This window comes from Streptomyces sp. NPDC041784 (genome assembly GCF_055591025.1).
Map to the genome: position 1 here is coordinate 246,826 of NZ_JBVJAB010000014.1, position 17,327 is coordinate 264,152.

Annotated in this window: 17 protein-coding genes; 12 read left to right on the top strand and 5 right to left on the bottom strand. The window is 70.4% G+C overall.

Annotated elements, in window-relative coordinates:
- The first annotated feature begins 77 nt into the window (after positions 1-77).
- From ACZ6D7_RS28850 to ACZ6D7_RS28885, 8 genes are all read left to right on the top strand, one after another.
- Positions 78-1,130 carry a BMP family lipoprotein gene (locus tag ACZ6D7_RS28850; protein WP_469496773.1) on the top strand — a complete coding sequence of 351 codons (1,053 nt, stop codon included), beginning with the start codon at positions 78-80 and terminating at the stop codon, positions 1,128-1,130.
- Positions 1,131-1,354: 224 nt separating this feature from the next.
- Complete coding sequence (locus ACZ6D7_RS28855; protein ID WP_469496835.1) at positions 1,355-3,025, top strand: ABC transporter ATP-binding protein; 1,671 nt, start codon at positions 1,355-1,357, stop codon at positions 3,023-3,025.
- Entirely contained in the window at positions 3,022-4,137 is a 1,116-nt protein-coding gene (locus tag ACZ6D7_RS28860; protein ID WP_469496777.1) for an ABC transporter permease, read from the top strand. Before ACZ6D7_RS28855 ends, ACZ6D7_RS28860 begins: the two co-directional genes overlap by 4 nt.
- Positions 4,137-5,399, top strand: coding sequence for an ABC transporter permease (locus tag ACZ6D7_RS28865; protein WP_469496779.1), 1,263 nt, complete (start codon positions 4,137-4,139; stop codon positions 5,397-5,399). The genes ACZ6D7_RS28860 and ACZ6D7_RS28865 overlap by 1 nt, the downstream gene beginning before the upstream one ends.
- Positions 5,396-5,797, top strand: coding sequence for a cytidine deaminase (locus ACZ6D7_RS28870; protein ID WP_469496782.1), 402 nt, complete (start codon positions 5,396-5,398; stop codon positions 5,795-5,797). The genes ACZ6D7_RS28865 and ACZ6D7_RS28870 overlap by 4 nt, the downstream gene beginning before the upstream one ends.
- A gap of 98 nt (positions 5,798-5,895) precedes the next feature.
- Positions 5,896-7,179, top strand: coding sequence for a thymidine phosphorylase (locus tag ACZ6D7_RS28875; RefSeq protein WP_469496784.1), 1,284 nt, complete (start codon positions 5,896-5,898; stop codon positions 7,177-7,179).
- 95 nt (positions 7,180-7,274) lie between these two features.
- The gene (locus tag ACZ6D7_RS28880) at positions 7,275-7,862 is read left to right on the top strand and encodes a Uma2 family endonuclease (RefSeq protein WP_469496788.1); all 588 of its coding nucleotides are present in this window, start codon (positions 7,275-7,277) and stop codon (positions 7,860-7,862) included.
- A gap of 62 nt (positions 7,863-7,924) precedes the next feature.
- Positions 7,925-8,254 carry an STAS domain-containing protein gene (locus ACZ6D7_RS28885; RefSeq protein WP_469496790.1) on the top strand — a complete coding sequence of 110 codons (330 nt, stop codon included), beginning with the start codon at positions 7,925-7,927 and terminating at the stop codon, positions 8,252-8,254.
- On the opposite strand, the gene ACZ6D7_RS28890 is transcribed toward ACZ6D7_RS28885, so the two are convergent.
- The 3 genes from ACZ6D7_RS28890 to ACZ6D7_RS28900 all read right to left on the bottom strand — a co-directional run bounded on the left by ACZ6D7_RS28890 (position 8,138) and on the right by ACZ6D7_RS28900 (position 11,743).
- Positions 8,138-9,163, bottom strand: coding sequence for a sigma-70 family RNA polymerase sigma factor (locus ACZ6D7_RS28890; RefSeq protein ID WP_469496792.1), 1,026 nt, complete (start codon positions 9,161-9,163; stop codon positions 8,138-8,140). The two genes, ACZ6D7_RS28885 and ACZ6D7_RS28890, sit on opposite strands and share 117 nt — an antisense overlap.
- Positions 9,164-9,272: 109 nt before the next feature.
- Entirely contained in the window at positions 9,273-10,394 is a 1,122-nt protein-coding gene (gene dnaN, locus ACZ6D7_RS28895) for a DNA polymerase III subunit beta (RefSeq protein WP_469496794.1), read from the bottom strand.
- 83 nt (positions 10,395-10,477) lie between these two features.
- Entirely contained in the window at positions 10,478-11,743 is a 1,266-nt protein-coding gene (locus ACZ6D7_RS28900) for an MFS transporter (protein ID WP_469496797.1), read from the bottom strand.
- Positions 11,744-11,806: 63 nt separating this feature from the next.
- On the opposite strand from ACZ6D7_RS28900, the gene ACZ6D7_RS28905 reads away from it, so the two are divergent.
- A complete protein-coding gene (locus ACZ6D7_RS28905; protein WP_469496799.1) occupies positions 11,807-12,760 on the top strand; it encodes a LysR family transcriptional regulator in 954 nt (317 codons plus the stop codon).
- A gap of 181 nt (positions 12,761-12,941) precedes the next feature.
- Here ACZ6D7_RS28905 and tnpA read toward each other — a convergent pair whose 3' ends face one another.
- Positions 12,942-13,358 (bottom strand): IS200/IS605 family transposase, encoded by a 417-nt coding sequence (gene tnpA / locus ACZ6D7_RS28910; protein WP_469496801.1) that lies wholly within the window; start codon positions 13,356-13,358, stop codon positions 12,942-12,944.
- Between the two features lie 25 nt (positions 13,359-13,383).
- Here tnpA and ACZ6D7_RS28915 point away from each other — a divergent pair, with 25 nt between their 5' ends.
- A complete protein-coding gene (locus tag ACZ6D7_RS28915) occupies positions 13,384-14,607 on the top strand; it encodes an RNA-guided endonuclease InsQ/TnpB family protein (RefSeq protein WP_469496805.1) in 1,224 nt (407 codons plus the stop codon).
- A gap of 56 nt (positions 14,608-14,663) precedes the next feature.
- On the opposite strand, the gene ACZ6D7_RS28920 is transcribed toward ACZ6D7_RS28915, so the two are convergent.
- Positions 14,664-15,425, bottom strand: a complete 762-nt coding sequence (locus tag ACZ6D7_RS28920; protein ID WP_469496807.1) for an alpha/beta hydrolase — start codon at positions 15,423-15,425, stop codon at positions 14,664-14,666.
- Between the two features lie 113 nt (positions 15,426-15,538).
- On the opposite strand from ACZ6D7_RS28920, the gene ACZ6D7_RS28925 reads away from it, so the two are divergent.
- Together ACZ6D7_RS28925 and ACZ6D7_RS28930 are read left to right on the top strand one after the other, a co-directional pair.
- A complete protein-coding gene (locus tag ACZ6D7_RS28925) occupies positions 15,539-16,702 on the top strand; it encodes an adenosine deaminase (RefSeq protein WP_469496810.1) in 1,164 nt (387 codons plus the stop codon).
- Between the two features lie 137 nt (positions 16,703-16,839).
- Positions 16,840-17,205 carry an ATP-binding protein gene (locus ACZ6D7_RS28930; RefSeq protein ID WP_469496813.1) on the top strand — a complete coding sequence of 122 codons (366 nt, stop codon included), beginning with the start codon at positions 16,840-16,842 and terminating at the stop codon, positions 17,203-17,205.
- The last annotated feature ends 122 nt before the right edge of the window (positions 17,206-17,327 follow it).

Below are 17,327 nucleotides of genomic sequence, written 5' to 3' on the forward strand. Positions count from 1 at the left end.
TTCCTCCCGGTCTACGCGCGTTACGCTGCGGCGGAACCAGCGCCTGGTATGGGCGCATGCACAAAGGAGTCAGTTCCATGCGCCGGGTGTCCCGAATCGCGGCCGCGGGTGTTGCCACCGCAGCCCTCGCCGTGACCGTTTCCGCCTGTGGAAGCTCGTCCACGTCGTCCTCTTCCTCCGAAAGCAGCGACAAGAACCTGGGCCTCGCGCTCGCGTACGACGTCGGCGGCAAGGGCGACCAGTCCTTCAACGACGCCGCCACCGCCGGCCTGGAGCAGGCCGACAAGGAGTTCGGCTACAAGTCCACCGCGGTCGAGCCGCAGGACGGCGAGTCCGACGCGGACAAGGTGCAGCGCCTGGAGAACCTCGCCAAGCAGGGTTACAACCCGGTCATCGGCGTCGGCTTCGCGTACGCGCCCGCCGTCAAGGAGGCCGCGGCCAAGTACCCGAAGACCACCTTCGGCATCGTCGACGACGAGCAGATCAAGGCCGACAACGTCGCAGACCTCGTCTTCCACGAGGAGCAGGCCTCCTACCTCGCCGGTGTCGCGGCCGCCAAGGCCACCAAGTCCGACGTCGTGGGCTTCATCGGTGGCGTGGACGTGCCGCTGATCCACAAGTTCGAGGCCGGCTTCAAGCAGGGCGTCGAGGACACCAAGAAGGGTGTCACGGTCAAGTCGCAGTACCTGACCGAGACCGCCGCCGAGGGTGGCTTCTCCAGCCCGGACAAGGGCGAGAGCGCCGCCGAGGGCCAGATCGACGCCGGTGCGGACGTCATCTACGCCGCCGCGGGCCTCTCCGGCCAGGGCGTCATCAAGGCCGCCGACGCCAACAAGGTGTGGGCGATCGGTGTCGACTCCGACCAGTACAAGCAGGACGCGCTGAAGGCCTACAAGGACTCGATCCTGACCTCGGCCATGAAGAACGTCCAGGGCGCGGTCTACACCCTGGCCAAGTCGGTCGAGGACGGCAAGCCGGCCACGGGCGTCGTCCGCGGCAGCCTGGAGAACGGCGGCGTGAGCGTGTCGGACTCCAACCCGGCCTTCGCCGACAACGCCGACATCCAGGCCGCGATCAAGAAGGCCGAAGAGGGCATCAAGGACGGCAGCATCACCGTCAAGACCTCCTGACCCGGCGACCGAACCGGTCAGAGGTATTGGCCAATAGTGCGCTGTAATGACAGCGTTACGGCCGCGGAACGGGGCACGGGAACGATGACCGTCCTGTGCCCCGTTCGCGCGGCAGAATGCTCGGAACAGATCGAGACTGAAAACGATCGATCAGATCCGGGCACTATTTTTAAAGCAGGGGCGCTACGCGCGTAGAGCGGCCCCTTTCTCAAGGAGAGTGCGCCATCGACGCGTCCAGCAGCCCTCCGCTCACCGCACAGTCGACGATCGCGGTAGAGCTGGCGGGGATCACCAAGCGCTTCCCCGGTGTCGTCGCCAACCACGACATCCACCTGGCTGTCCGAAAAGGCACCGTGCACGCCCTGGTCGGCGAGAACGGCGCCGGCAAGTCGACCCTGATGAAGATCCTCTACGGCATGCAGAAGCCGGACGAGGGCACCATCGCGATCGACGGCGAGCAGGTCAGCTTCTCCAGCCCCGCGGACGCCATCGGCCGCGGCATCGGCATGGTCCACCAGCACTTCATGCTGGCCGACAACCTGACCGTCCTGGAGAACGTGGTGCTGGGCAGCGAGAAGCTGCACGGCATCGGCGCGAACGCCCGCAAGAAGATCAAGGAGATCTCCGACCGCTACGGGCTCGGCGTACGCCCCGACGTCCTGGTCGAGGACCTCGGTGTCGCCGACCGCCAGCGCGTGGAGATCCTCAAGGTCCTCTTCCGCGGGGCCAGGACCCTCATCCTCGACGAGCCGACCGCCGTGCTCGTCCCGCAGGAGGTCGACGCGCTCTTCGACAACCTGCGCGAGCTGAAGGCCGAGGGCCTCTCCGTCATCTTCATCTCCCACAAGCTGGGCGAGGTCCTCTCCGTCGCCGACGACATCACCGTCATCCGGCGCGGTACGACCGTCGGCACGGCGGTCCCGTCCGAGACCACCCCGCGCCAGCTCGCCGAGATGATGGTCGGCAGCGAGCTGCCCACCCCGGAGACCGCCGAGTCCACGGTCACCGACCAGGCCGTCGTCTCGGTCGCGAACCTCACCGTCTTCGCCAGCGGCGGCGCCTCCCTGGGCACCGAGGCCGAGCCCACCGGCGGCATCACGCTCGCCCCCGAGGGCGGCGAGATCAAGCGCGTCCTGGACGACGTCAGCTTCACCATCCACGCCGGCGAGGTCATGGGCATCGCAGGCGTCGAGGGCAACGGCCAGACCGAGCTGATCGACGCGCTGATCGGCACCAAGAACGCCGACTCCGGCACCATCGCCTTCCTCGGCGAGGACATCACCCCCTGGTCCACCCGCAAGCGCCGTGAGTCCGGCGTCGGCTACATCCCCGAGGACCGCCACCGCCAGGGCCTGCTCCTGGAGGCCCCGCTCTGGGAGAACCGCATCCTCGGCCATGTCACCGAGGCCCCCAACGCCAAGGGCTTCTGGCTGAACCCCAAGGGCGCCCAGGACGACACCCGCCGGATCGTCGAGGAGTACGACGTCCGCACCCCCGGCATCGACGTCACGGCCGCCTCCCTCTCCGGCGGCAACCAGCAGAAGCTGATCGTCGGCCGCGAGATGAGCCACAACCCGAAGTTCCTGATCGCCGCCCACCCCACCCGCGGTGTGGACGTCGGCGCGCAGGCCCAGATCTGGGACCGCATCCGGGAAGCCCGCCGCGAGGGCCTCGCCGTGCTGCTGATCTCCGCCGACCTGGACGAGCTGATCGGCCTGTCGGACACCCTCAGGGTGATCTACAACGGCAGGCTGGTCGCGGACGCCGACCCCGCCACCATCACCCCGGAGGAGCTGGGCTCGGCCATGACCGGCGCCGCGACCGGTCACCTGGAGCACCAGGACACCGCGGACACCACCGAGGAAGCTGCCGGTCCGGAGGACGAGGCCCGATGAAGAAGTTCGACAAGGAGCGCGTGCTCCTCGCCGTGGCCGGCCCGGTCATGGCGCTCGTCGCGGCGATTCTGCTGACCTCGGTCGTGCTGATCGCCTCCGGCAAGAGCCCGATCGAGCCGTACTCGCTCATGCTGGAGCAGATCGGCTACTCCGACGTCCAGGTGCTGATCGTCAACCAGGCGTCGCTGTACTACATCGCCGCACTGGCGGTCGCCGTCGGCTTCCGCATGAACCTCTTCAACATCGGCGTCGACGGCCAGTACCGCCTGGCCGCGATGATGACCGCGGTGGTCGGCGCCCACGTCGATCTGCCGGCCTTCCTCCAGGTCCCGATGCTGCTGCTGGTCGCCGCCCTCACCGGCGGTATCTGGGCCGGTGTCGCGGGCGTCCTGAAGGTCACCCGGGGCGTCAGCGAGGTCGTCGCGACGATCATGCTGAACGCCATCGCCACCAGCCTCATCGCCTACCTCACCCTCCCCGAGGTCTTCGGCGAGCTGGTCGGCGACAACAAGACGACCGGCATCATGAAGGAGTCCGGCTGGGTTCCGGGCATCGACCTGGGCCAGGACGTCGGCGAGATCTACGGCCTGGTCTTCCTCGCCGTCGCCCTCGGCATCGTCTACTGGCTGGTCCTCAACCGCACCCGCTTCGGCTTCGACCTGCGGGCCACCGGTGAGTCCGAGTCGGCCGCCGCCGCCTCCGGCGTCGACGCCAAGCGCATGATCCTCACCGTGATGATCGTCTCCGGCGCCGTCTCCGGTCTCGCCGGACTCCCGCTGCTGCTCGGCGACGCCCACACCTACAGCCTGAGCTTCCCGACGGGCGTCGGCTTCACCGCCATCGGTATCGCCCTGCTCGGCCGCAACAACCCCGGCGGCATCGCGCTCGCCGCCCTCCTGTGGGCCTTCCTCGACAAGGCGTCCCCCGCCCTCGACTACGCGACTCCGGAGCCGTACGAGAAGGAGATCGCGATGATCATGCAGGGCCTGATCGTCTTCGCGGTCGTCATCTCCTACGAGGTCGTCCGCACCTGGGGTCTGCGCCGCCAGCAGAAGCGCGTCGGTGAGGAACTCGCCGCCGCCGCGAACACCAAGAAGGAGGTGGCGGTCTGATGAGCACCGCGACCATCGCGAAGCCGAAGGGCAAGCAGCCCGGCAAGGGCGGCCGCCGGCTGTCGCTGCCCGTCCTCCTGCTGGTCATCTCGGGCGTCCTGATCCTGACCTCGGTCGTCCGTCTGATCACCGGCGCGGACGGCATCACGTCCACCGGCCAGATGTCCACCGCGCTGCGCGCCGCCGTGCCGATCGGCCTCGCCGGCCTCGGCGGTCTGTGGGCCGAGCGGGCGGGCGTCGTCAACATCGGCCTCGAGGGCATGATGATCCTCGGCACCTGGTTCGGCGCCTGGGCCGGCTACCAGTGGGGCCCCTGGACCGGTGTCGTCTTCGGCATCCTCGGCGGCGCGCTCGGCGGCGTCCTGCACGCCATCGCCACCGTCACCTTCAAGGTCAACCACATCGTCTCCGGTGTGGCGCTGAACATCCTGGCGCTGGGCGTCACCCGCTACCTGTCCAAGTTCACCTTCGAGAATGCCGAGGGCGGCTCCTCCAAGCAGTCCCCGCCGATCGAGTCGCTGGGCACCTTCGACATCCCGGGCCTGTCCAGCTGGCTGGAGACCCTCAACGAGAAGCACTGGTTCCTGATCTCCGACCTCGCCGGCCTGGTCGGCGGTCTGATCACCAACCTGTCGCCGCTCACCGTCGTCGCCGTCGCCCTGGTCCCGGCCACCTGGTACGTGCTGTGGCGCACGTCCTTCGGCCTGCGGCTGCGCTCCTGCGGTGAGAACCCGGTCGCGGCCGAGTCCCTCGGCGTCAACGTCTACAAGTACAAGTACATCGCCGTGATCATCTCCGGTGGCTTCGCCGGCCTCGGCGGCGCGTTCCTGTCCATCGTGGCGTCGAACGTCTACCTGGACGGCCAGACCGCCGGCCGCGGCTACATCGGTCTCGCCGCGATGATCTTCGGCAACTGGATGCCGGGCGGCCTCGCCCTCGGCGCGGGCCTGTTCGGCTACACCGACAGCCTCAACCTGCGCGGCGGCGCCACCAACGTCCACGCCCTGATCCTGCTGATCGCGATCCTGCTGGTGGCCGGCGCGGTCTACCTGGCGTGGAAGAAGCAGTACATCTCCGCCGCGATCACCGCGGGCGTCTCGGCCCTGATGTTCATCTGGTACACCGGCACGGACGAGGTCCCGAACCAGGTCGTCACGGCCACCCCGTACGTGGTCACCCTGCTGGTCCTCTCCCTCTCCGCCCAGCGGCTGCGCATGCCGAAGGCGGACGGTCTGCCGTACCGGAAGGGGCAGGGCAAGTGACCCCCGCCGCCACCACGGCCGACTGGGAGAAGCTGCGCGCGGTGGCCCGGGACGCCATGTCCCGGGCGTACGCCCCGTACTCCGGCTACCCGGTCGGCGTGGCGGCCCTGGTCGACGACGGCCGGATCGTCTCCGGCTGCAACGTCGAGAACGCCTCGTACGGGCTCGGGCTGTGCGCCGAGTGCGGGCTGGTCTCGGAGCTGCAGAACACCGGTGGCGGCCGGCTCACGCACTTCACCTGTGTGGACGGCCGGGGCGAGATCCTCGTCCCGTGCGGCCGCTGCCGGCAGCTGCTGTTCGAGTTCGGCGGGCCGGAACTGCTCCTCGAGACGCCGGCGGGGATCCTGCCGCTGGCGGAGATGCTGCCGCAGGCGTTCGGCCCGGACCATCTCAGGTAAGTCCCGAGCGGCCCCTCTGACCGACACAGAGGGGCCGCGCCCTTTTTCCGCACCAAATTTTTTGTGCACCGTCTTCTGGAACCTTCGGAAGGAAAGCCATGGCCATGGACGCCATCTCCGTCATCCGCACCAAGCGGGACCGCGGTGACCTCAGCGACGAACAGATCGACTGGGTCATCGACGCGTACACCCGCGGGGAGGTCGCCGACTACCAGATGGCCGCCCTGAACATGGCGATCCTGCTCAACGGCATGAACCGTCGTGAGATCAGCCGCTGGACGGCCGCGATGATCGCCTCCGGCGAGCGCATGGACTTCTCGTCCCTGTCCCGCCCGACCGCCGACAAGCACTCCACGGGCGGTGTCGGCGACAAGATCACCCTGCCGCTCGCCCCGCTGGTCGCGGCCTGCGGCGCGGCGGTCCCGCAGCTCTCGGGCCGAGGCCTCGGCCACACCGGCGGCACCCTGGACAAGCTGGAGTCGATCCCGGGCTGGCGCGCGCTGCTGTCCAACGAGGAGATGCTGCACGTCCTCGACACCACCGGCGCGGTGATCTGCGCCGCCGGTGACGGCCTGGCCCCGGCGGACAAGAAGCTGTACGCCCTGCGGGACGTGACCGGCACGGTGGAGGCGATCCCCCTGATCGCCTCCTCCATCATGTCGAAGAAGATCGCCGAGGGCACCGGCTCGCTGGTCCTGGACGTCAAGGTCGGCACGGGCGCCTTCATGAAGACCATCGAGGACGCGCGGGAACTGGCCTCCACGATGGTCGGCCTCGGCACGGACCACGGCGTGAAGACGGTCGCGCTGCTCACCGACATGTCCACCCCCCTCGGCCTCACGGCGGGCAACGCGCTGGAGGTCCGTGAGTCGGTGGAGGTCCTGGCGGGCGGCGGCCCGGCGGACGTCGTGGAGCTGACCGTCGCGCTGGCCCGCGAGATGCTCGACGCGGCCGGTGTGAAGGACGCGGACCCGGCGAAGGCGCTGGCCGACGGCTCGGCGATGGACGTCTGGCGCCGCATGATCGCGGCCCAGGGCGGCGACCCGGACGCGGAGCTGCCGGTGGCGCGCGAGCAGCACGTGGTGAAGGCACCCGCCTCCGGCGTCCTGACCCGCCTGGACGCCTACGACATCGGCATCGCCGCCTGGCGTCTCGGCGCGGGCCGCGCCCGCAAGGAGGACCCGGTGCAGGCGGGCGCCGGCGTCGAACTCCACGCCAAGCCCGGCGACACGGTGACCGAGGGCCAGCCCCTGCTGACCCTCCACACGGACACCCCCGAGCGCTTCGAGTACGCCCTCGAGTCGGTGGCGGGCTCCTACGACATCGCCGCGCCTGGCACCGCGTTCACGGCGTCGCCGGTGGTGCTGGAACGAATCGCCTGACCTGCGCTTTCCCTGTTCGGGTGAACGGGATCGGTGGACCCCCGCCGGTCCCGTTCGGCATGCTGGGATCGGTGACACATCGATAGGAGACCGCCATGAGCGCACTCACCGTGGGCCACGACCCCGAGCAGAGCTGGGACGACCTGGTCCGGTTCTGGGAGGAGATGGAATGGCCCGAGGGCAGCAAGGTGGAGATCATTGAAGGGATCGTCACCGTGTCACCTGCTCCCGCGTACCAGCACAACGTGATCGCGGATCGCATCCAGCGCCGCCTTTACTCCGTGATCCCCGAAGACTGGGGGATCTTCCAGACGCTGGCCATCGCAGTGCCGTCGCGTCTGGGCATGCTCATCCCCGACCTGGTGGTGGCCCCGTTGCTGCTGGAGAATCCGGAGTCGGAAAACTACGTCCCTGCCGGTCTCGCGGAGTTCGTCGTCGAGGTGACGTCCAAGTCCAACGCCCGCCACGACCGCGTCAGCAAGCCCGCTGCCTGCGCGGCAGCCGGCATTCCTCTCTACCTGCTCGTCGATCGGTGGGCACCGGGCGGTCCCACGGTCACTCTCTACGGCGAACCGCAGGGTGAGGTCTACCGCGTACTTCGGGCAGGCAAGTTCGGTGACACGGTGGAGCTGCCCGAGCCGTTCGGACTGAAGCTGGACACCAGCGAGTTTCCCGTCGGCTAGCGATGAGTTGAGCCCGACCCCGGGGTCTACCGCACGTGGACCCCAAAACACCGCCTGTGCTCATGCTGACCTGCCCTGTCACCCGCGACCGGGTGGCAGGGCTCGCCGACGACGTACGGGCGCTGCTGGACGCCGCGGGGGGCGGTGGGGTCGTCGTCTGTGACGTGAGCGGGATCGGACCGCCGGGGCTGGCCGCCGTGGACCTGCTGGCGCGCCTTCAGCTGGCCGCCCGCAGGGCCGGGGGACACATCCGCCTGCGCGCCCCCGATCCCGCCCTACGCGCCCTGCTCCGCCTCGTCGGACTCCGCTTCGAGGTGGAGGGGGAGGTCGAAGAGCGGGAACCAGCGCTGGGTGTCGAGATAGAAGTGGAACCCGGTGAGGCGGCCGTCTGAGATCTCCAGGACCTGGATGGCCCACGGGGTGAACCCGCCCTTCTCCGGGTCCGGCTTGTACTGGGCGAACCCCGGCAGGCCGTTCACCTGCACCGGCAGCAGGCGTGAGCCCTCGCACGCCGAGCCGAGCGTCGTCATGAAGCCCGCGATGTCGTCGTGGCCGGTCAGCCACAGGTCGAACGGCGGCATCGTCATGATGGCGTCCTCGTGGAGCAACGCCGTCAGGGCCGTCATGTCGTAGCCCTCGAAGGCCGCCACATAGCGGTCGAGCAGCTTTTGCTGCTCCTCGTCCAGCGGGTTCGACACCGCCGCGTCCGCGCCCGCCTCGGAGCGCTCGGCCAGCGTCGCCCGCGCCCGCTGCAAGGCGCTGTTGACCGAGGCGACCGAGGTGCCGAGCAGCTCGGCGACCTCGCTCGCCTTCCACGCCAGCACCTCCCGCAGGATCAGCACCGCCCGCTGCTTCGGCGGGAGCTGCTGGAGCGCGGCCATGAACGCCAGGCGCACCGACTCCTTGGCGACCGCCGCCTCCGCCGGGTCCTCCACCATGGGCAGTACACGGGTGTCCGGCATCGGTTCCAGCCAGGTGTGGTCGGGGCGGGGGGACAGGGCCGCCTGGGCCAGCGGGGTGGCCTCGGACAGGTCCATCGGCCGGGCCCGCTTGTTGCCCGCCGTCAGCATGTCCAGGCAGACGTTCGTCGCGATCCGGTACAGCCAGGAACGCAGGCTGGAGCGGCCCTCGAACTTGTCGTAGCTCCGCCAGGCCCGCACCAGGGTGTCCTGTACCGCGTCCTCGGCCTCGAAGGAGGAGCCGAGCATGCGGTAGCAGTACCCGGTCAGCTCGACCCGGTGTTTCTCCAGCCTGACGTCGAGGTCCTCCACCGTCGCCGTCGTGGCCGTACCGTCACTCATCGTCGTCCACCCGCCCCTGTGGCCGTTCTGTCACGCGCCTGTGCGCCCAGCACTTCGGAAGCTACCGCAGCCCACTGACAATGGCCCGCCGAGTCGACGAACGCGCAGGTCAGACGAGCTGCTTCACGGACATCAGCAGATGCCGGTGGGCCGTCGGGGCGTCCGCCGCGGCCAGCAGCGCCCGCTGCCCCGTCCCCAGCAGTTCCATCCGCAGCGCGGGCGCCTCGAACGAGCCCAGCGCGTCCAGCAGATACGCAGGGTTGAAGGCGACGGTGACCTCGTCGGCCCCGGTCAGCACGGCCGACAGCCGCTGTACGGCCACGTCGTCGCCGTACCCGGCGCGCAGCAGCACCGAATCCGCCGCGAAGTCCAGCCGTACCGGACTGTTCGCCTCCGCCACCACCGCGACCCTGCGCACCGCCTCCGTCAGCGCCCCGCACGCCACCTCGGCGACCGCCGCCCCCGCGGTGTCGAACAGGGAGCCGTAGGCCGGCAACCGCCCGTCCAGCCGGCGCAGCACCGCCCGCATCCGCCCGCCCTCGAAGCCGATCGGACCACCCCCGGCGGCCGGGTCGAGCCCGACCCGCACGGTGCCGCACCGCCCCAGCGACCGGCCCACGTCCAGCAGCCGCCGGGCCGGCACGAGCGCCTCCACGACACCCCCGGCGGCGGCCTCCGCCTCCGCCTTCCACTCCAGCCGCCGCACCGCGTACCGGTAGCGGTCGGAGGCGGACAGGGTCATCTCGTCGCCGTCCAGCCGCAGTTGCACCCCGGTCAGCACGGGGAGCGTGTCGTCGCGGCCGGCCGCCACCGCGACCTGGGCGACGGCGGTCGCGAACGCGGCCGAGTCCACGGTGCCGTACGCCGCCGGGGGCGGGGGAGCGGCCGGGTACTCCTCGCGCGCCAGCGTGGACAGGCCGAAGCTGGTGCCGCCCGCCTCGACCGTGAACCGGGTCCCGTCCAGGGCGCAACCCACCGGCCCGTCCGGCAGGACCTTGCAGATGTCCAGCAGCCGCCGCCCCAGGACCAGCACCCGCCCGTCGGCCGTCACCTCGGCGTCGGTCTCGATCCGCGCCGCCGTCTCGAAGTCGAACCCCGACACGCTCAGCCGCCCCGCCGACGCCTCCAGCAGCAGCCCGCCCAGCACCGGCACCGGCGTCCGGGCGGGCAGGGCGCGGGCCGCCCACCCCACGGCCTCGACGAGGTCACCGCGGTCGACCCGGAACTCCATGAACAAACCCCCTGCTAGGACCAGTCGTGGTCGCGGAGGCTATCCGCGACCACTGACAACCGGCCCTGAGCAGGGGGAAGGGATCAGGCGGTGGCCAACGTCTCCCGGCGGGCCGCCCGCGACCCGAACACCGTGATCGTCACGACGCCGAGCACCGCCAGGACGCCCACGCCGACCGTGCCGGCCCAGCCGCCCGCGTGGAAGGCGATCGCGCCGACCGTGGAACCGGCACTGGAGCCGATGTAGTACGCCGACTGGTACAGCGCCGAGGCCTGCGCGCGGCCGGTGGTGGCCGTCTTGCCGACCGCCGACGACGCCACCGCGTGCCCCGCGAAGAAGCCCGCCGTGATCAGGACCAGGCCCAGCAGCACCGGGACGAGGGAGTCGGCCAGGGAGAGCAGCAGGCCCGCCGCCGTCGTACCGCCCGCCAGGTAGAGCGCCCCGCGCCGGCCCAGCCGGCCGACCAGCCGGCCCGCCGTGGACGCCGACACCGTACCGACCAGGTACACCAGGAAGATCGAGCCGACGACACCCTGGGGGAGCGAGAAGGGGGCCTCCGTCAGGCGGTAGCCGATGACCGTGTACACACCGCCGAAGACGGTCATGAACAGCGCGCCGATCGCGTACAGCCGGCACAGCAGCGGGTCGGCCAGGTGGTCGCGGACCGTGCGGACCAGGACGGCGGGCCGCAGCGACCCCGGCGTGAAGTGCTTCGGCGCCGGCAGCAGCAGCCGGAACGCGATCGCGCAGCCCACCGCGAGCACGCCGATCACCGCGACGGCGGCCCGCCAGCCCCACTCCTGCGCGACCCAGCCGGTGATGACCCGGCCGCTCATCCCGCCGACGCTGTTGCCCGCCACGAACAGGCCGATCGCCGTGACCAGCGCCTTCGGCCGGACCTCCTCCGCCAGGTACGCGGTCGCCGACGCCGGCAGCCCGGCCAGCGCCGCGCCCTGCACCGCCCGCAGCACCACCAGCGCGCCCAGCGAGGGGGCGAGCGGCACCAGCAGGCCGACGGTCACCGCGACCGCCAGCGAGGCCGTCATCACCGTACGGCGGCCGTAGCGCTCGGAGAGGGCGCTCATCGGCAGCACGAACAGCGCCAGTCCGCCGGTCGCCGCCGCGACCGTCCAGCTCGCCTCGCTCGCCGCCACCCCGAAGTCGCCGGAGATCAACGGCAGGAGCGCCTGCGTGGAGTACAGCAGGGCGAAGGTCGCCACCCCGGCGAGGAAGAGCGCGAAGCTCATCCGGCGGTAGCCGGGGCCGCCGGGGGCCATACGGGAGTCGGAGGCGGGGACGGACGGGACGGCGCCCACGAGTGTGGACGCCCCGGTACTGGCGGGAGACATGCCTCGAACCTACGGACGCCCCCGCTCATCCGTCCAATGCATGGAATGGCCATAATCGTTCCCATGGAGCATCAGCAGAGGTCACAGCCCCGCCTGTCACCGTCCAGTGACACAGAAGACATGGTGATGTCGCTGGCGCCCCGGCTCGCCTACTTCGCCGGGGTCGCCCGCACCGAGCACGTCACGCGTGCCGCCCAGGAGATGAACGTCCCGCAGTCGACGCTCTCCCGGGCGATGGTCCGCCTCGAACAGGACCTGGGCGTCGATCTGTTCGCCCGCCGCGGCCGCTCGGTCTCCCTCACCCCGGCCGGCCGCACCTTCCTGACCTCCGTCGAGCGCGCCCTCGCCGAGATCGAGAAGGCCGCCGACGAGGTCCGCGCCGACGCCGACGCGGCCACCGGCAAGGTCGCGTTCGGTTTCCTGCACACCATGGGCGCCGAGACCGTCCCCGGTCTGATCCACGCCTTCCGCGCCGACCACCCCCGGGTCCGCTTCAGCCTCGTCCAGAACTACGGCGAGGCGATGCTCGAAGGCCTGCGCGCCGGCGACCTCGACCTCTGCCTGACCTCCCCGGTCCCGGACGCCCCCGACCTGGTCGCCCGCCGTCTCGACGAGCAGAAGCTCCGCCTGGTCGTCCCCGCCGACCACCGCCTCGCGGCCCGCCGCCGCGTCCGTCTCGCCGAGGCCGCCGACGAGGCGTTCGTGACCCTCGAACCCGGCTACGGCCTGCGCCGGATCACCGACGACCTCTGCAAGGAGGCCGGCTTCCGCCCGAGGGTCGCCTTCGAGGGCGAGGAGGCGGAGACGCTGCGGGGGCTGGTGGCGGCGGGGCTGGGGGTGGCGCTGCTGCCGCCGCCCGCCGTGGCCCGTCCGGGCGTGGTGGAACTGACGGTCACCGCCCCGCGAGCGGTCCGTGAGATCGGCGTGGCGTGGCTGGACGGCCATCCGGACACACCGCCGGTGGCGGCCTTCAAGAAGTTCCTGCTGTCGAGGCGGGGCAACCTGCTGCCGACCTGAGGGCCGGCCGCTACCGGGATTCATTCGCAGTGCATCGGGCTTCAGCCCGGTGGTGAAGCGAATCTGATGGTTGCGACGCGGAGCGTCGCGGATTCCTGTCCGGCGGAGCCGGACAGGGCGTGTTCCCCACCCGCGGCGCGGAGCGCCGCGGGGGCTCGGTCCCGGCGGCGCCGGGCGGTGCTCACACCGGCCGGTTCTGCTGCTCGATGTACTGCCTGACCACGGAGAGCGGGGCACCACCGACGGTCCCTGCGAAGTACGAACCCGACCAGAGCTTGTTGGCCCGCCAGTAGTGCTGCACCAGGTCGGGAAACTCCTGGCGGAGACGGCGCGAGGAGACACCCTTGAGGGAGTTGACCAGCTTGGTGACGGCGACCTTGGGCGGGAAGTCCACCAGCAGGTGGACGTGGTTGTCCTCGCCGTTGAACTCCACCAGCTCGCACTCGAAGTCCGCGCACACCGACCGCATGATCTCCTCCATCCGCGACAGGTGAACATCGGTGAACACCTTGTGCCGGAACCTGGTCACGAAGACCAAGTGCACATGCATCACGAAAACACAGTGCCGACCAGTTCTGATCTCCTGCATCTCACCCATAACCCAAGTATGTGTCGTGGCCGCCATGCAGCTGAGGTACAGCTTCCGCCTGTACCCGGACGCCGGTCAGCGCACCGCGTTGGCGAAGGCGTTCGGGTGTGCCCGCGTCGTGTTCAACGACGCGGTGCGCGCCCGTGAGGACGCCCGCCAGGCGGGCGCAGCGTTCCCGACGGCCGGTGAGCTGTCCAAGAAGCTGATCACCGGGGCCAAGCAGACCGTGGAGCGGTGCTGGCTGGGAGAGGTCTCCGTCGTGGTGCTCCAGCAGGCTCTGCGCGACGCCGAGGCCGCCTACCGCAATTTCTTCGCCTCCCTCAAGGGGGTCCGTAAGGGTACCCGGGTGGGTGCGCCCCGGTTCAAGTCCCGCAAGGACAAGCGGCAGTCGATCCGGTTCACCACCAACGCCCGCTGGTCGATCACCGGCAGCGGGCGGCTGAACCTGCCGAAGATCGGCGAGCTGAAGGTGGAGTGGTCCCGGACCCTGCCCACCACCCCCTCCTCCGTCACCGTGATCAAAGACGCGGCCGGACGATACTTCGCGTCCTTCGTCATCGATACGGACCCGGCCGACGACGCCCACCGGATGCCCGACAGCAACCAGACGGTCGGCATCGACCTGGGCCTGGCGCACTTCGCGGTCCTCTCCGACGGCACGAAGATCGACTCCCCGCGGTTCCTGCGCCGCGCGCAGAAGAAACTCAAGAGATCCCAGCGGGACCTGTCCCGTAAGCAGAAGGGGTCGAAGAACCGGGAGAAAACCCGCCTGAAGGTCGCCCGCGCCCACGCACAAGTGGCCGACGCGCGCCGCGAGTTCCACCACCAGCTCTCCACGAAGCTGATCCGCGAGAACCAAGCGATCGGTGTGGAGGACCTGACGGTCAAGGGACTGGCGCGCACAAGGCTGGCCAAGAGCGTGCATGACGCGGGCTGGTCACAGTTCGTGGCCATGCTGGAGTACAAGGCGGTCAGGTACGGGCGCACCCTGGTGAAGATCGGCAGGTTCGAGCCGACCAGCCAGGTCTGCTCGGCGTGCGGGGCCAAGGACGGTCCCAAGCCCCTGCACATCCGGACCTGGACCTGCGCCGCCTGCGGTGCGGTCCACGACCGGGACCACAACGCCGCGAAGAACGTGAAGACGGCCGCCGGACTGGCGGTTGCAGCCTGTGGAGCGCAGGTCAGACCAGGACTCGTCCTGGCACAGCGCGCCGAAGCAGGAAGCCACGGATTCTCCCCCGAACCCCGTGCCGCGTAGCGGCACAGCAACGGACGAGAAGGCCAGAATCCTCGGGCTTCAGCCCGAGGAGCAAGTCAACGCCGCAACGACTTCCCGAACCCCACGGCCAACGGCATCCGCAGCCCCAGCGGCGGCGGAGCCGCCAACGCGTCCTCGACCGGCCGCGCGAACGCCCGCTCGAACAGCACCCCCATCACGAAGTCCGCGGCCAGGGCCAGCACTTCCTCCCGGTACTGGTGCAACCCATGTCCGTCGGCATGCACTTCGAACCGGCACACGTCACGGTTCGCCTTCTTCGCCCGGGACGCCAGCCGGAACGACAGCTCGGGATCGGACCGCTCGTCCTTCGTGCCGTGCACGATCATCACCCGCCGCCCCACCAGCTGCTTCACCGGTTCGGGCGGCGCGGCCATGTCCTCCTCCGGCAACCAGGGGGCAAGAGCCAGCACGGAGTTGACGGCGTCATGGCCGGCGGCGCGCAGCGCGGCCCGCCCGCCCATGCCGACCCCGACCAGACACACCGGAACGTCCCCGTACCGCCGGACGATCTCGTCCGCCGCCCAGGCCGCGTCCGCCGCGAGATGCGCCGCGCCGCCGTTCCACCCGCGGTAGCGGTAGTGCACGGCGTGGACGGCCAGGCCCTCCTCGTGTCCCGCCCGCGCCAGGGCGCGCCCCAGGGCGCGGACGGAGGCCGCCGCCCACAGGGGCGACGGTCTGCGGTCGGAGACCTCCTCGCCGCCGGGGAGCAGCAGCACCACCCCGCTGACCGTCGTCGGCTCGGGGCCGAGCGCCCTCCCCAGCCGGGCCGTTCGGACCGGCGTCGCTTGGTGTGCCATGACAGAACAGTGTCAGAAGCGCTGGTGTACTCCACCCGTCCGTGCGGTCACCGTTACGTATCGACGGAGTGGTACAGCGCGCGATCTACGCGCGTAGGAGTTAGAGTGCGAAAATGACGAGCCAGAGCATCCCAGCGGGCCACACCCCGAGCGCGGACCAGATCCGGCGGGCGCCCAAGGTTCTGCTGCACGACCATCTCGACGGCGGGCTGCGCCCCGGCACGATCGTCGACCTCGCCCGGGACACCGGGTACTCCCGGCTCCCCGAGACCGACCCCGACAAGCTCGGCGTCTGGTTCCGGGAGGCCGCCGACTCCGGTTCCCTGGAACGGTACTTGGAGACCTTCTCGCACACCGTCGGCGTGATGCAGACCCGGGAGGCGCTCGTCCGGGTCGCCCGCGAGTGCGCCGAGGACCTCGCCGAGGACGGTGTCGTCTACGCCGAGGTGCGCTACGCCCCCGAGCAGCACCTCGACGGCGGGCTGACCCTCGAGGAGGTCGTCGAGGCCGTCAACGAGGGCTTCCGGGAGGGTGAGCGGACGGCCCGTCGAAACGGCCACCGGATCCGCGTCGGCGCCCTGCTCACCGCGATGCGGCACGCGGCGCGCGCCCTGGAGATCGCCGAACTCGCCAACCGCTACCGGGACCTGGGTGTCGTCGGCTTCGACATCGCGGGCGCGGAGGCGGGCTTCCCGCCCACCCGGCACCTCGACGCCTTCGAGTATCTGAAGCGGGAGAACAACCACTTCACCATCCACGCCGGCGAGGCCTTCGGGCTGCCGTCCATCTGGCAGGCCCTCCAGTGGTGCGGCGCCGACCGGCTCGGGCACGGCGTGCGGATCATCGACGACATCGAGATCGCCGCCGACGGCGGGGTGAAGCTCGGCCGGCTCGCCTCCTACGTCCGCGACAAGCGGATCCCGCTGGAGATGTGCCCCTCCTCCAACCTCCAGACCGGCGCGGCCGCCTCCTACGCCGAGCACCCGATCGGCCTGCTGCGCCGGCTGCACTTCCGGGCCACGGTCAACACCGACAACCGGCTGATGTCCGGGACCAGCATGAGCCGGGAATTCGAGCACCTTGTCGACGCATTCGATTACACGCTCGACGACATGCAGTGGTTCTCGGTCAATGCTATGAAGTCAGCATTCATTCCTTTCGATGAACGACTCGCCATGATCAATGACGTGATCAAGCCCGGCTATGCCGAGCTGAAGTCCGAATGGCTGTTCCAGCAGACTGCCTCCACCAGCGGTTCTGTGGCCGCGGGCAACTGATCGCGGATTTCTTCGGGCACGGAATGCGGACGGACATTCACCATCCGTCCGCATTTCGATGTTTGCGGCCTCCCCCGTCCCGTGTTTACGGTCGTGGACCGATCGGTTCCCGTATCCCATTCGAGGACGCATTCATCATGAAGCAGTCTGCTGCCAAGACCCTCGGCGTCGCCGCCCTCGGTGCCGCCATCGCCGCCGTCGGTGCGGGCGCCGCGAACGCCGCCCCGGCCGTCCCCGACGCCACGCAGGCCCTGGACTCGGTCACCAAGCCGGTCGAGAACGTCGCCAAGCTGCTGCCGGGTGCCGGCAAGGTGCTGGAGCAGGCCAAGCTGGACCAGGCCCAGCCGGCGCTCGCCACGGGCGTCGCCGCCGTGCAGCCGGCCGCCGAGCAGGCGCTCGCCCAGGGTCCCACCAAGCCGGTCGCCGGCCTCCTCGGCGGTCTCCCGGTCGGCAAGGGCCTGCCCACGCAGGGCCTGCCGGTGAACGGAATCCCGCTGGGCTGACCCGCGCGCACCGCACGCCGTCGGGGGGGGGGGGGGAGAGGGGGGGGGGGGGGGGGGGGGGGGGGGGGGGGGGGGGGGGGGGGGGGGGGGGGGGGGGGGTGCCCCCCCCCCGGGGGAGGAGA